Annotated in this window: 13 protein-coding genes; 11 read left to right on the forward strand and 2 right to left on the reverse strand. The window is 54.9% G+C overall.

The genetic code is table 11. The annotated features are described in order from the left end of the window. Window positions 1–148: 148 nt before the first annotated feature. From JMG82_RS11140 to JMG82_RS11170, 7 genes are all read left to right on the forward strand, one after another. The gene (locus JMG82_RS11140) at window positions 149–862 is read left to right on the forward strand and encodes a YebC/PmpR family DNA-binding transcriptional regulator (protein WP_201352807.1); all 714 of its coding nucleotides are present in this window, start codon (window positions 149–151) and stop codon (window positions 860–862) included. A 70-nt stretch (window positions 863–932) separates the two neighbouring features. Continuing rightward, the gene (locus tag JMG82_RS11145) at window positions 933–1,754 is read left to right on the forward strand and encodes a peptidylprolyl isomerase (RefSeq protein ID WP_201352808.1); all 822 of its coding nucleotides are present in this window, start codon (window positions 933–935) and stop codon (window positions 1,752–1,754) included. A 35-nt stretch (window positions 1,755–1,789) separates the two neighbouring features. Further along, window positions 1,790–2,860: a class II fructose-bisphosphate aldolase gene (fbaA, locus tag JMG82_RS11150; protein ID WP_201352809.1), complete on the forward strand. Its 1,071-nt coding sequence runs from the start codon at window positions 1,790–1,792 to the stop codon at window positions 2,858–2,860. Between the two features lie 22 nt (window positions 2,861–2,882). Then, window positions 2,883–3,755 (forward strand): pyridoxal-phosphate dependent enzyme, encoded by an 873-nt coding sequence (locus JMG82_RS11155; RefSeq protein WP_201352810.1) that lies wholly within the window; start codon window positions 2,883–2,885, stop codon window positions 3,753–3,755. Further along, window positions 3,748–4,494 (forward strand): (Fe-S)-binding protein, encoded by a 747-nt coding sequence (locus JMG82_RS11160; protein ID WP_201352811.1) that lies wholly within the window; start codon window positions 3,748–3,750, stop codon window positions 4,492–4,494. The genes JMG82_RS11155 and JMG82_RS11160 overlap by 8 nt, the downstream gene beginning before the upstream one ends. Further along, on the forward strand, window positions 4,494–5,861 hold the full coding sequence (locus tag JMG82_RS11165; RefSeq protein WP_201352812.1) for a lactate utilization protein B: 1,368 nt from the start codon (window positions 4,494–4,496) through the stop codon (window positions 5,859–5,861). The genes JMG82_RS11160 and JMG82_RS11165 overlap by 1 nt, the downstream gene beginning before the upstream one ends. Beyond that, window positions 5,846–6,394 (forward strand): LutC/YkgG family protein, encoded by a 549-nt coding sequence (locus JMG82_RS11170; RefSeq protein ID WP_201352813.1) that lies wholly within the window; start codon window positions 5,846–5,848, stop codon window positions 6,392–6,394. The genes JMG82_RS11165 and JMG82_RS11170 overlap by 16 nt, the downstream gene beginning before the upstream one ends. A 1-nt stretch (window position 6,395) precedes the next feature. Here the strand turns inward: JMG82_RS11170 and lhgO are convergent, their stop codons facing one another. Continuing rightward, on the reverse strand, window positions 6,396–7,610 hold the full coding sequence (gene lhgO, locus JMG82_RS11175) for an L-2-hydroxyglutarate oxidase (protein WP_201352814.1): 1,215 nt from the start codon (window positions 7,608–7,610) through the stop codon (window positions 6,396–6,398). Window positions 7,611–7,876: 266 nt separating this feature from the next. On the opposite strand from lhgO, the gene JMG82_RS11180 reads away from it, so the two are divergent. Next, on the forward strand, window positions 7,877–8,092 hold the full coding sequence (locus JMG82_RS11180) for a dodecin family protein (RefSeq protein ID WP_201352815.1): 216 nt from the start codon (window positions 7,877–7,879) through the stop codon (window positions 8,090–8,092). A gap of 345 nt (window positions 8,093–8,437) precedes the next feature. Here the strand turns inward: JMG82_RS11180 and JMG82_RS11185 are convergent, their stop codons facing one another. Then, the gene (locus tag JMG82_RS11185) at window positions 8,438–9,739 is read right to left on the reverse strand and encodes a malic enzyme-like NAD(P)-binding protein (protein ID WP_201352816.1); all 1,302 of its coding nucleotides are present in this window, start codon (window positions 9,737–9,739) and stop codon (window positions 8,438–8,440) included. A gap of 202 nt (window positions 9,740–9,941) precedes the next feature. On the opposite strand from JMG82_RS11185, the gene JMG82_RS11190 reads away from it, so the two are divergent. Genes JMG82_RS11190 through JMG82_RS11200 form a run of 3 tightly spaced genes read left to right on the forward strand, consistent with a single transcriptional unit; the run spans window position 9,942 to window position 13,414 of the window. Then, a complete protein-coding gene (locus JMG82_RS11190; RefSeq protein WP_201352817.1) occupies window positions 9,942–10,199 on the forward strand; it encodes an OadG family transporter subunit in 258 nt (85 codons plus the stop codon). 17 nt (window positions 10,200–10,216) lie between these two features. Then, on the forward strand, window positions 10,217–12,070 hold the full coding sequence (locus JMG82_RS11195; RefSeq protein WP_201354428.1) for a biotin/lipoyl-containing protein: 1,854 nt from the start codon (window positions 10,217–10,219) through the stop codon (window positions 12,068–12,070). Window positions 12,071–12,079: 9 nt separating this feature from the next. Continuing rightward, window positions 12,080–13,414, forward strand: coding sequence for a sodium ion-translocating decarboxylase subunit beta (locus JMG82_RS11200; protein ID WP_236579139.1), 1,335 nt, complete (start codon window positions 12,080–12,082; stop codon window positions 13,412–13,414). The last annotated feature ends 30 nt before the right edge of the window (window positions 13,415–13,444 follow it).

Consider the following 13,444-nt stretch of genomic DNA (forward strand, 5'->3'; position numbering starts at 1 on the left):
CAAAAGCAAAGCATTCCATTCACGCATTACCTTTTTCCCCTTTCTCACCGGCGCGCTGTCGCGATCAAGCCTTCTCACGTTTTTTATAGAAATTATACCCGACGAAGAGTATAATAAGCCCAAATTTCACCAAAAAAGAGGTTGATCAATGGCAGGTCACAACAAATGGTCCAAAGTCAAACATATCAAAGCGAAGGAGGATGCCAAGAAGGGCAAACTCTTCACCAAAGCGGTGCGTGACATTACAACGGCCGCCAAGGCGGGGGGCGGCGATCCGGATACCAATGCGGCGCTGCGTCTTGCGATCGAGCGGGCGCGTGCCGTTTCGATGCCGGCCGAAAACATTCAGCGGGCTATCGACAAGGCGACGGGCAACCTCAAGGGTGTCAATTACGAAGAGGTGACCTACGAAGGGTATGGCCCCGGCGGTGTGGCGATCATGGTCGAGACGATGACGGACAATCGCAACCGGACGGTGGCCAACATCCGTCACGCTTTCAGCAAGGCGGGCGGAAGCCTGGGTACCAGTGGCAGCGTTTCGTGGATGTTCGAAAAAAAAGGGGTCATCACCGTTGAAAGGGGCGAGAAAGATGACGAAGTGATGGAGGTTGCGCTGGATAATGGAGCTACGGATATCAAGGAGTTCGACGAAGTTCTGGTCATCGAGAGCGAGCCGGCCGATTTCGACACGCTGCTGCAGGCGATCGAAAAGACGGGGGTGAACATTCTGGAAAGCTCCGTCGGGCTTGTAGCGACGAACACGATCGATGTGGACGATGAAACGGCAGAAAAGGTGGAGAGGCTCATCGAGACCCTGGAAGAGGATGACGACGTCCAGAACGTCTACCACAACATGGAATAATTTTCAGTTTACCTTCATTAATCGGAATTTAAGTACAATGCCACCCATGAAATCGAATCAAAGGAACAGAATGAAAAAACTTGTCATAGCAGGATTGAGCGCCGCGGCACTGGCACTCTCCCTTCCGGCAGCCGATGTGCTCGCCACGGTCAACGGCCACAAAATTACGAAAGCGGATATCCAGGACGTGATGAATGCCATGGGTGCACGCACCACCTACGACGCTCTTCCGGAGGATGTGAAGAAAAAGGTTCTCGACCAGGTGGTCGAACAGCAGCTGCTTCAGGAGAAGGCGATCAAAAGCGGCATAGAGAAAGACAAAGAGTACAAAGAGGCCCTGGCGAAACTGAAGAAGAAACTGGCACTCGATGTCTGGATGAAAAAGCAGCTCGACACCATCAAGGTGAGTGACGCCGAAGCGAAAAAGGCGTACGAAGAGCACAAAAACGCATTCCAGCGTCCCGAAAGCGTCCATGCCCGCCATATCCTCGTCAAAACCGAGTCGGAGGCAAAGGCGATCATCGATACGTTGAACAAAACGCCCAAAAGCAAACTCAAAGAGAAATTCATCGAACTGGCGAAGAGCAAATCGACCGGTCCCAGCGCATCCCGCGGCGGCGATCTTGGCAGATTCGGACGCAAACAGATGGTCAAACCGTTCAGTGATGCCGCCTTCTCGCTCAAGGCGGGCGAATATACGAAAACACCGGTCAAAACGCAGTTTGGCTACCATGTCATCTATGTCGAAGAGAAACTGCCGGCACAGACGATTCCCTTCAGTGAAGTCAAAGAGCGGATCAAGCAGAATCTCAAGATGGAGAAATTCAAGAAGAAAATGCAGAAGATCGCTCAGGAGTTAAAAGCGAAAGCGAAAATCAAGTATAATCGGTAAACAACACTATTTCATCAATCCAAAGAGGAGTCGAGATGTCAAGAATATCAGATTTTGTCCAGCCGGGTGTGGCCACAGGGGACGATGTCCAGAAAATCTTCGAAATCGCCAAAGCGAACGAGTTCGCCCTTCCCGCTGTCAATGTCGTCGGAAGCAATTCGATGAACGCGGCGCTGGAAGCGGCGAAGAGTGTCAACTCTCCCATCATCGTGCAGTTCAGCCACGGCGGCGCTTCGTTTCTGGGAGGCAAAGGTCTCGACAGTGACAAAGCGGCGGTTCTCGGTGCGATCAGCGGGGCTCAGCACATCCATACCGTCGCCGAAGCCTACGCCGTACCGGTGATTTTGCATACCGACCATGCAGCCCGCAAGCTTCTTCCGTGGATCGATGCGCTGCTGGAGGCGAGCGAACAGCATTTCGCCAAAACGGGTCGGCCGCTTTTTAGCTCCCACATGATCGATTTGAGCGAGGAGCCCCTCGAACAGAATATCGAGACGTGCAAGGTCTATCTCGAACGCATGGACAAGATGGGCATGACGCTGGAGATCGAGCTTGGCATCACCGGCGGGGAAGAGGACGGCGTCGACAACACCGATGTGGACAACAAACTCCTCTACACCCAGCCCGAAGAGGTCGCCTACGCCTACGAAGAGCTCAGCAAAATCAGCGACCGTTTCACGATCGCAGCCTCCTTCGGCAACGTCCACGGTGTCTACAAACCGGGCAACGTCGTGCTTCGACCGGAGATTCTCGACAACTCCCAGAAATATATCGAAGAGAAGTACAAAACCGGGAAAAAACCTGTCAGTTTCGTCTTCCACGGCGGCAGCGGTTCCGAGCTGAAGGATATCCGCGACGCCATCAGCTACGGGGTGGTCAAGATGAACATCGACACCGATACCCAGTGGGCCTTCTGGGACGGCGTCAGGCAGTATGTCGCGACGTATCACGACTATCTGCAGGGACAGATCGGCAACCCGGAAGGGGAAGAGAAGCCGAACAAGAAATACTACGATCCCCGCAAATGGCTGCGCGAAGGCGAAAAATCGATGGCTGCGCGCCTCAAAACAGCATTCGAAGATCTCAATTGCATTGACCGCTTCTAAAAGGGCCTATCCGCCCTCCCGGGTGGATAGATTGACAATCGACGGCCGGCTCTTTTATGTCAAGCGCGACGATCTGACCGATCCGCGCTACAGCGGAAACAAACTCCGAAAACTCTCCGCTTTGTTGACACTCTCCCCCAAACGCTACACCACCATCGTCAGTTACGGCGGCGCCCAGAGCAACGCCATGCTCTCGATCGCCTATCTGGCACAGGCGAAGGGCTGGGATTTCCATTATTACTGCAAGATGCTGCCATCCTGGCTGAGGTCCCGTCCCACCGGCAATCTGGCGGCGGCACTGGCCCTTGGTATGCAACTGCACGAAGTGCAGACACAGCGGTTTTACCCCCTCGTTTCGGATGTGGCGAGAGCCTGCGGCGAAGATGCGCTCTTCATCCCCCAGGGCGGCGCCGATCCGATCGCAGAAGAGGGGATCGCGACACTCGCCCGGGAGATACGGGCATGGAAGGATGAGACGAAACTGCCGCGGCTGACCGTGGCGACACCCAGCGGTACGGGAACGACGGCACTCTATCTGCGCAAAAACCTCCCTCCCGACATCGATGTGGTGACGGTTCCGGTGGTGGGGGATGCAGAGGTCCTTCGGGCGCAGTGGAGAGAGCTCGAACCGGATATGAGCGCCTATCCCTCCGTATTGGACAGGAGGGGCAAGTGGCCTTTCGCGAAGCCGAACAGAGCGTACTATGCGATATGGCAACGACTCGGCAAAGCGGGTGTGGAATTCGATCTGATCTATGCCCCGAAAACATGGCTCGAACTGCTTGATGCCTACGAAAACCTGACGCAGCCGATTCTCTATATCCACAGCGGAGGAGTCAGCGGCAATGTGAGCCAGCTCGAAAACTACCGGCACAAGGGGATGCTGGATGGGTAAGAGGGTCGGACTTTTCGTTCCATGCTATGTCAACGACTTCTATCCCGAGGCGGCGTTTTCGACGTTGGAGGTGCTGGAGTCGCTGGGGTTTGACGTGGTATATCCCGAAAACCAGAGCTGCTGCGGCCAGCCCTTTTTGAACAACGGCATGGTTTATGATGCCCGGAAACTGGCGGAGAGATTCGTCGATATTTTTGCCGACTTCGATTTTGTCGTCGCACCGAGCAGCAGCTGTATCGGAGCGGTCAAACATCGCTACGACGGGATCGTGAAAGATGCCCGCTACCCTCTTCTTAGGCAAAGGGTCTACGAGCTCTGCGAATTTCTCCACGACGTGGTCGGAATCGAAAATCTCCGGTTTCAAACCCCTTTTCGGGGGCGTGTGGGTCTGCACAACAGTTGCCACGCCCTTCGGGAGCTGGGTCTGGCCGCTCCGAGCGAACTGCATATTCCTCCCTTCAGCAAGGTCAGAGCGGTACTGTCGAAAATCGAGGGGCTGGAGGTGGTGGAGCCCTCCCGGGACGAGTGCTGCGGTTTCGGCGGAACGTTCAGTATCCAGGAGAGTGCGGTATCGGCGATGATGGGACGTGACCGCATTGCCGACCACCGGACCAACGGGGTCGATATCGTGGCAGGGGTCGATATGTCGTGCCTTATGCACATGGAGGGACTTGCGAAGCGGGACGGCATACCGGTGCGTTTTGTGCATGTGGCCCAACTCATGACCGGGAGGGTGTGATGGTCGATCATGCAAGAAACGCCGCCGCGTTCGTATCCGATATCGAAAGAACCCGCTGGCACGACCAAGCACTCTGGTTCGTCCGTCAAAAGCGTGATCGCGCCGCCCGTTCGGTGCCGGAATGGGAGAAGCTGAGGGAGAGTGCACAAAAGGTGAAATCCCACACGCTTGCCCATCTGGGTCATTATCTCGAGCGGTTCGAGGCCAACGCCCGGGCCAACGGTATCGACGTACGCTGGGCAGCAGACGGTGCGGCACTCCGCCGTATCGTGGCGGAGATTCTAAAAGAACACGGCGCGGTACGGGTGGTCAAAAGCAAGTCGATGTTGACGGAAGAGTGTGGTCTCAACCCCCATCTGCAGAGCCTGGGCATCGAAGTGACCGACACCGATCTGGGGGAACGGATCGTGCAGTTGGCCGGCGACCATCCCAGTCACATCGTCCTTCCGGCGATCCACATGAAAAAAGAGGATGTGGCCGCACTCTTTTCGAAGCATCTGCATACCGACCCCGGCAACGCCGATGCCCACTATCTCACACGCGCGGCACGCGAGCATCTGCGGCAGAAATTTCTGGAAGCCGACGCCGCGATCACGGGTGTCAATTTCGCCCTGGCGGAAGAGGGCGGTTTCGTCGTCTGTACCAATGAAGGCAATGCCGACCTCGGCACCGCGCTTCCTAATCTGCATATCGCCTGCATGGGACTGGAAAAAGTGATTCCTTCAGCCAAGCAACTGGGTGTTTTCACCCGTCTTCTCGCACGCAGTGCCACGGGGCAGGCGATCACCACCTATACCTCCCACTTCATGCGCCCCAAACCGGGCGGACGCCTTGTGGTAGTCATTGTCGACAACGGACGGAGTCGACTCTTAAAAGGCCGGCAGGCCGGGGCGCTTTCGTGCATCCGGTGCGGTGCCTGCATGAACACCTGTCCTGTTTACCGGCGCAGCGGTGGCCACAGCTACGGCACCGTGGTTCCCGGGCCCATCGGTTCGGTACTGGCGGGAGCGTCGGATGTGGAAAAATTTGCTTCGCTCCCCTTTGCCTGCTCGCTTTGCGCTTCCTGTGACAATGTCTGTCCCGTGCGCATCGATCTGCACGCCCGACTTTGTGACGAGAGAGAAGAGGCGATTGCGGTACCCGACTACGCCGGCAAAAGAGCGGGCCTGAAAATGGCGGCCTTCCTGCTTCGTCATCCGAAACTCTACGAGATGCTTATGGGGCTGGCAAGAGCGGTGCTTCCGAGACTTCCAAGAGGTCTGCTTTATAACCGCTTCAACCTCTGGGGAAGGGAGCGGGAGATGCCGATACCCGCCAAAAAGGCGTTCAGAGAACTCTACAGGGAGAGACGATGTCGGAGAAGATGAAAATTTTCGCGAATCTGAAAGATCGCTGCGACGAGCCCGAAGCCCCACCCGCTTTTGACTTTGCGGCAATGCGTTTTGACGACCCCATAGAGGCTTTCAAAAACGCGCTGAAAGCGGCCGGTGGTGATGCGACGGAAGTTCGTGGCGATTTGAAAGAGGCGATTTCAGCCGCTTTTGCCGATGCGACGATTGCAGTGGATACACGCCTCGATCCGGTGGTTGTTCCTGAAAAGCTCTCAACGGTCGGGCTCGCCATAGTGGAAGCTTCGTTTGGCGTGGCGGAAAACGGGGCGGTCTGGATCGATCCTCGGGACCGCTATCCCAGAGAGCTTCTGACGCTGGCTGAAAATCTGGCCGTCCTGCTTCCGGCCGAGCGCATCGTCGCCACGATGCACGAAGCCTATGAGCGGATCGATCTGAGCGAGACCGGATACGCTCTTTTTCTCTGCGGCCCCTCCAAAACCGCCGACATCGAACAGGCTCTTGTTATCGGCGCCCACGGCGCCATAGCGCTCAGGGTGTTTTTAACCTGAGTCAAAGACTCCTCGCCGCTTCTTTTTCTGCGACATACTTTTCAACGACCCATTCGGCGAAGGGAAGGCTGCAGGTAAAGGCGGGTGAGACGGCGTTGAGGATGTGGATGGAGTTTTCGTCTCCCTCCACGACGAAATCCTGAACCAGTTCCAGAGTTTCGGTATCGAGCAGCTGGGCACGAATGCCGGGGACACTCCATGTGTCGAATTTTTTCTCATCGATCGATTTGACCATGTCGCGGGCGAGGGCGGCGAGATGCTTTTTGGAGTATTTTTTGAACTCCTCGAACGCAAGGGAGCGGAAATTGAAGCGGTTGGTGACGAAAAGCTTCGTTTCGTACCACAGAATCTCCATCATCTCGTCGAAGCTGAAGCGGCTGAAGCCTTCGTAGTTTTCTCGCCAGAAGGCGGGGATGGCCGTGGGTCCTATTTTGATCGTGCCGTCGACGGTGACAGTGTAGTGCACGCCCAGAAAGGGGTTTTTCAGATTCGGGACGGGGTAGATATTGGTAACGATGGGAGTGTCGCCACCGCTGTATTTGAGGTAGATGCCTTTGAAGGGAACAATGGTGAATCTGTCGCCGAAACCGAACTGTTTGGCGATCCTGTCGGCATAGAGCCCGGCGCAATTGATGATGACGTCCGCTTCGAAAGCGCTCCGATCGGTTTTGATCCGGTTGAGCCCGGTGCGGTAGAGGTAGCGGGTATTGAGATGGAGTTTGGCCCCGTTTTCGATAACGACATCCCTCAGTTTTCTGACGACCGCTTTCGGATTGACGGTAGCGGTGGTAGGGCTGTAGAGGGCGTAACCGAATGTATTGGCGTTGGGATCGATCTTTTCGAGCTCTTTTTCGTCGATGATGCGTACGTCAACCCCGTTGGCGCGCCCCCGGTTTTCCAGCTCATGGAGCGTCTGTACCTCCGCTTCGTTCCGGGCGATCACCACTTTTTTGCAGGCGTTTATCGGCAGACCGTAATCTTGGCAGAAGGCTTTGAGGCGGGCATTGCCCTCGCGAGTGAAGCGCGCTTTGAGCGAATCGGCGGTGTAGTAGAAACCGGCGTGAAGTACACCGCTGTTGCGGCCGCTCGCATGCATTGCCACATCTCTTTCTTTCTCGATGATGCTGATCGATTTTGTGGGAAATCTCTCCTGCAGCGCCCTGGCGACACTCAATCCGACGATACCGGCACCGATAATGAGAAAATCCGTTTTCAAAGCAGACCCTCCGAGCGTTTGGGGTTTTCAATTATAACTAATATTACGCCGTCGTAACTCCCTATGTTCCAACCAGCACGCACATAATGCGAGGCGCAGCCAAAGCTACGCCGATGCCTTCGCAACGCAAAGACGGTACGGCGATGGTGCCTTGGATGATGGTGACTGCTGCGTTGCATTCGGTTATAACAAATGGGCAACGAGAGAATGGGCATGAAGCCGATATGCGGTATAATGACACATATTCCGTTTGAAAAGGAGAGAAAATGTCGAGTGTTGTCAAAGTGATCGAAGTGATCGCGCAGTCCAAAAAAAGCTGGGAAGACGCCGCCGCCAACGCGGTCAAAGAGGCTGCAAAAAGTGTCGAAAACATCAAATCCATCTATATCAAAGATATGAGTGCAAAAGTGGAGAAAGGCAAGATCGTTCTGTATCGGGTGAACGCCAACATTTCATTCGTAGTCGGCAAAAAGAAAAAATGATTTTTCAAAGCGTGCCTTCGCCTGTGTGGAAAGGCGCTTTATCTTTGCAGCGCGGTGGGAAAGAGAAGAGCAGGACTTTTTAATTTTGTGGAAACGACTGTTTTGCGGCTCTGTGCGAAAATTTCTACCGTGCGTGAATAGGTGACTTCTTCCTTTTACCCTTCCGAAGATCTTCACGTTCGCACCGCATCATAGATTCCAATGACTGTTTCATTGTTTTGAAAAACAAAAAGATCGTATCTTTTTTTTGAGGATTTTACCCGGTTGTAGGATGGGTTATGCAATGGCACAGAAGGGCGGGAAGAAACGGAAGCCGGGGCGCAAGGCCCCGAGTGGAAAGAGGTATCAGATCTTGCCGTCGAGGTGATCGGCAAGGCGCTGAAGTTTCGTTTTGTACTCTTCGACATTGAAGGAAGCCGGATCGATGCGTGCGACACCGTCTTCGATCGCGGCCTGAGCGACAGCGGAAGCGACCCATACGAGAACGCGGCGATCGAACGGAGAAGGAATGATGTATTCGGGCCCGAACTCCATGTTTTCTCGGCCATGCGCTTTTTTGACATGCTCGGGAACCGGCTCTTTCGCCAGGGCTGCGAGCGCTTTGGCTGCCGCCATTTTCATCCCTTCGGTGATTTTCGTGGCACGAACGTCGAGCGCTCCGCGGAAAATCTGCGGGAATCCCAGAACGTTGTTGACCTGGTTCGGGAAGTCGCTTCGGCCTGTACCCATGATGACGTCGGGGCGTGCCTCTTTCGCCACCGGCGGCATAATTTCGGGAATCGGGTTGGCACAGGCGAAGATGATGGGACTCTCCGCCATTGTCTTGACCTGTTCCGCGCTGATGAGGTCGGGGCCGCTGAGGCCAAGAACCATATCGGCACCCTTGATTGCGTCGTCAAGCGTTCTGTCCGGCGTATCGAAGGCGAATTCCTGCTTGTATTTGTTGAGGTCGGTGCGTCCGCTGTGGATGACACCTTTGGAGTCGAGCATCGTGATGTTTTTGACACCGAGCTGCTTGTACATTTTGGCACAGGCAATACCGGAGGCACCGGCACCGATAACGACGACTTTGAGATCCTCGACCGGCTTGCCTGTCATCTCCAGAACGTTGATGAGACCCGCCGTGGTGATGACCGCCGTACCGTGCTGGTCGTCGTGGAAGACAGGAACGTCACAGATCTCTTTGAGTTTTTCTTCGATTTCGAAACATTTGGGTGCTTTGATGTCTTCGAGGTTGATTCCGCCGAAAGTATCCGCGATCGCCGCAACCGTTTCGATGATTTTCTCCGGCTCTTTGACATTGAGCTCGATATCGACGGCATCGACGTTGGCGAAGGTTTTGAAAAGGACCGCTTTTCCCTCCATAACGGGCTTGCCGGCGAGGTGACCGATATCTCCGAGCCCCAGAACCGCCGTGCCGTCGCTGATGACAGCGACCAGATTGCCTTTGTTGGTGTAGTCGTAGGCGGTATTGATATCCTTCTCGATTTCGAGACAGGGGTATGCGACACCCGGGCTGTAGGCCATCGAAAGCTCTTTTTCCGTATCGCACGGTTTGGTGATGAGTGTTCCGATTTTACCATTGGTGTCGAATTCGTTGCGTGCTCTGTGGTACTGCAGTGACTCTTCTTTGAAATTGTCGCTCATGTTACTCTCCTGTAGGAATTAAAAGGTATTACCATTCTACACTCTTTTTGCTGTAAGGGTGGATGGTTCGCACGTTTTGCTATCTTTTGAAGAAACAAATGTAACATTTTTCTACATTTGGTAAGAAAAGAGCGATTTACACTTTCGGAAGTATTTTTAGGTTAAAATGGTTTCAAATTTAAACATTGCGGGGAAATGCCTTATGGAAGATATGGTCGCGGAGTCGACGAAATATACGGTTCTTGGAATGGGGATCGTCTTTTTGTTCCTCTATGTTCTTGTGCTCGTCTTAAGGCTGCAGAAAAATCTGATCACCCGCTACTTTATCGAAAACGAAAGCGCACCGGTGCCGCTTCGGCAGCCCGAAACGGTCCATGAGGATGAACGGGGGCGCAAACGAAAAGTGGCCGCGATGATTGCGGCCATTCACCACTACAAAAGAAGTAAGGAAACAACGTGAAAAAGTTTATCGACATTATGGATACGACCTTCAGGGACGGCTTCCAGTCGGTTTTCGGCGGCCGGGTACTGATGGAGGATTTTCTTCCCGCCGTCGAAGCGGCAAGGGAGGCGGGTATCAGCCATTTCGAATTCGGCGGCGGCGCCCGTTTCCAAAGTCTATTCTTCTATCTGAGAGAGAACGCTTTCGAGATGATGGACAGGTTTCGTGAAAAAGCGGGGCCCGATGCCAATCTCCAGACGCTTGCGCGTGGCATCAACACCGTCATGCTCGATACCGGCAGCCGCGAACTGATCGACCTTCATGCCAAACTCTTCAAAAAACACTCCACGACGACGATCCGCAACTTCGACGCTCTCAACGATGTGGACAATCTGGCCTTCAGCGCCAAATGCATCCACAATCACGGATTGCGCCACGAAGTGGTCATCACGATTATGGATCTTCCTCCAGGATGCACCGGCGCCCACGATGCCGATTTTTACGAAAAGGTGCTGCGAAAGATTCTCGATTCGGACCTTCCTTTCGACAGTCTCTGTTTCAAAGACGCCAGCGGTACCTCCAACCCCAACAAGGTCTACGAAACCATCAGCCGGGCCAGGAAGCTGCTTCCCGAACACACCCACATCCGCCTGCATACCCACGAGACGGCGGGGGTGAGTGTCGCCTGCTATCTCGCGGCCCTCGAAGCGGGTGTCGACGGCATCGACCTGGCGGTCGCGCCGGTGAGCGGCGGAACGAGCCAGCCCGACATTCTCACTCTTTTGCACGCGGTCAAAGGGGGCGAATACGATCTTGGCGGACTCGAACTCGAGAAGGTGCTGCAGTATGAGGAGGTTCTCAACGACTGCCTGAGCGACTATTTCATCCCGCCGGAAGCGACGCAGGTTTCGCCCCTGATTCCCTTCTCTCCGATGCCGGGCGGCGCTTTGACGGCAAACACGCAGATGATGCGGGACAATGGCATTCTCGACAAATACTCCCTCGTGATCCGTGCCATGCGCGAAGTGGTCGAAAAGGGTGGATACGGCACGTCGGTGACGCCGGTTTCGCAGTTTTATTGGCAGCAGGCTTTCAACAATGTGATGTTCGGTCCCTGGAAAAAGATCGCGCCGGGGTACGGCCGTATGGTGCTTGGCTACTTCGGCAAAACGCCGGTCGAGCCCGATCCGGAGATCGTCAAAATAGCGGCCGAGCAGCTGGAGCTCGAGCCGACGACGGAGAATCCGCTCGATATCGCCGACCGGGACGAAAAGAAATCGATCGCCTACTGGAGAGGGGTTCTGGAAAAAGAAGGGATCGAGGCGACGGAAGAGAATATCTTCATCGCCGCATCCTGCCAGGAGAAGGGAATCGCCTTCCTCAAGGGCGAAAGCCCCCTGATGGTCCGCAAAAAGAGCATGACGACAGAACACAAAGAGGAACCTGCCGTCGCCAGCGAGCCCCGAACGCCGACCCCGGCACCCGCTCAGTCGGAATCTGCAGGCGGAATCTACACCGTCGTTGTGGACGGAGAGAAGTTCAATGTCGAAGTCATCGAAGGAGAGGGCGAAATCTCCGTCAAACGAATCGAGAGCGCTGCATTGGCACCTGAAACTTCCAAGCCTCCGAGACCAGCACAGACAACGACACCGGGCCATGAGAAAGTCGACCACAATATGGTGGAAGTGATCGCGCAGATTCCGGGAACGGTCCTGCGGATTTTGAAAAAACCGGGGGAGAAGGTCCAGGAGGAGGAGGTCATCATGATCATTGAGGCGATGAAGATGGAGATCGAGATTCCGTCACCCAAAACCGGTGTTCTTGTCAAGGTCGATGTCCAGACGGGCGAGACGGTGAAGGAAGGGCAGGTGCTGGCGCATGTTCAGTAGAGGTGTCTCATGAAAAAGGCTTTCGGTGCGATTTTGTTTCTGATGCTGTTTCTCGCCGGTACCCTGACGGCATCGCAACATACGGATCCTGCATACGTGACCAAGGGTGCGGATGATACATCTCCTGTCACAACACACGACAAATCGATCATCGATCTTCTCAAGTCATTTTACGAAACTACCGGTATCTATGCGCTGACCACACCTAAAAAGGGTGTCAAAGAGGGCAACGGGGAGAAGATCGGCAGTTTTCACCAGACATGGGGACGCATCATCATGATCGGTGTGTCGATGATTCTGTTCTACCTTGCCATCGCCAAAGGGTTCGAACCGCTTCTTCTTCTGCCCATCGGTTTCGGGGGTCTGCTGGCGAATGTTCCGGTGGCCGACATGACAGGTCCCGACGGATTTTTGGGAATCATCTACAATGCCGGTATCGCCAACGAGTTTTTCCCGCTTCTCATTTTCATGGGCGTGGGGGCGATGACCGATTTCGGACCGCTGCTGGCCAATCCCAAGACAGCGCTGTTGGGCGGCGCGGCGCAGTTTGGCATTTTCGCGACACTGATCGGTGCGGCGGCGCTTTCGCAGTATACGCCGCTCTTTGGTTTTTCGCTGCAAGACTGTGCCGCCATCTCGATCATCGGGGGGGCCGACGGACCCACCTCCATTTTCATCGCCGCCAAGCTCGCACCCGACCTGCTGGGGGCGATCGCCGTGGCCGCCTACTCCTACATGGCGCTGGTTCCGGTTATACAGCCGCCGATCATGCGGGCATTGACGACGAAAGAGGAGCGGGCGATCGTCATGAAACAGCAGCGCAGAGTGCATCGTCTCGAAAAGCTTTTTCTGCCGCTGATCATCCTCGTTTTGAGTATTCTCATCCTACCCCAATCGACGCCGCTGATCGGGGCTTTCACCTTCGGAAACTTCGCCAAAGAGTCGGGCGTGGTCAACCGTCTAAGCGACACGATGCAAAACTCCCTGATCAATATCGTAACCATTCTTCTTGGCCTGGGTGTCGGCTCCAAGCTGGCGGCGGAGAAGTTTCTGGTTCCCGATACGCTGGGTATCCTCTTTCTCGGCCTGATCGCTTTCGCCATCGGTACGGCAGCCGGTGTACTGATGGGAAAACTGATGAACCTGATTTACAAAGAACCGATCAATCCGCTGATCGGTGCGGCCGGTGTTTCGGCCGTCCCGATGGCGGCGAGGGTCGTCAACAAAGTGGGACTTGAAGAGAATCACAGCAACATTCTAGTCATGCACGCAATGGGTCCGAACGTGGCGGGGGTTATCGGTTCGGCCGTGACGGCCGGTATACTTATCTCGATTTTTACATGACGGGGGCATGAGATTTTGGCCGATTCCTCA

The organism is Hydrogenimonas urashimensis, assembly GCF_016593255.1.
GTDB classification, from domain to species: Bacteria; Campylobacterota; Campylobacteria; order Campylobacterales; family Hydrogenimonadaceae; genus Hydrogenimonas; species Hydrogenimonas urashimensis.

Excerpts from the sequence above, each read along its gene's own strand:
- JMG82_RS11140 (WP_201352807.1), top strand. The coding sequence starts at position 149 with ATGGCAGGTCACAACAAATGGTCCAAAGTCAAACATATCAAAGCGAAG.
- JMG82_RS11145 (WP_201352808.1), top strand. The coding sequence starts at position 933 with ATGAAAAAACTTGTCATAGCAGGATTGAGCGCCGCGGCACTGGCACTC.
- fbaA (WP_201352809.1), top strand. The coding sequence starts at position 1,790 with ATGTCAAGAATATCAGATTTTGTCCAGCCGGGTGTGGCCACAGGGGAC.
- JMG82_RS11160 (WP_201352811.1), top strand. The coding sequence starts at position 3,748 with ATGGGTAAGAGGGTCGGACTTTTCGTTCCATGCTATGTCAACGACTTC.
- JMG82_RS11165 (WP_201352812.1), top strand. The coding sequence starts at position 4,494 with ATGGTCGATCATGCAAGAAACGCCGCCGCGTTCGTATCCGATATCGAA.
- JMG82_RS11170 (WP_201352813.1), top strand. The coding sequence starts at position 5,846 with ATGTCGGAGAAGATGAAAATTTTCGCGAATCTGAAAGATCGCTGCGAC.
- JMG82_RS11180 (WP_201352815.1), top strand. The coding sequence starts at position 7,877 with ATGTCGAGTGTTGTCAAAGTGATCGAAGTGATCGCGCAGTCCAAAAAA.
- JMG82_RS11185 (WP_201352816.1), bottom strand. The coding sequence starts at position 9,739 with ATGAGCGACAATTTCAAAGAAGAGTCACTGCAGTACCACAGAGCACGC.
- JMG82_RS11190 (WP_201352817.1), top strand. The coding sequence starts at position 9,942 with ATGGAAGATATGGTCGCGGAGTCGACGAAATATACGGTTCTTGGAATG.
- JMG82_RS11195 (WP_201354428.1), top strand. The coding sequence starts at position 10,217 with ATGGATACGACCTTCAGGGACGGCTTCCAGTCGGTTTTCGGCGGCCGG.
- JMG82_RS11200 (WP_236579139.1), top strand. The coding sequence starts at position 12,080 with ATGAAAAAGGCTTTCGGTGCGATTTTGTTTCTGATGCTGTTTCTCGCC.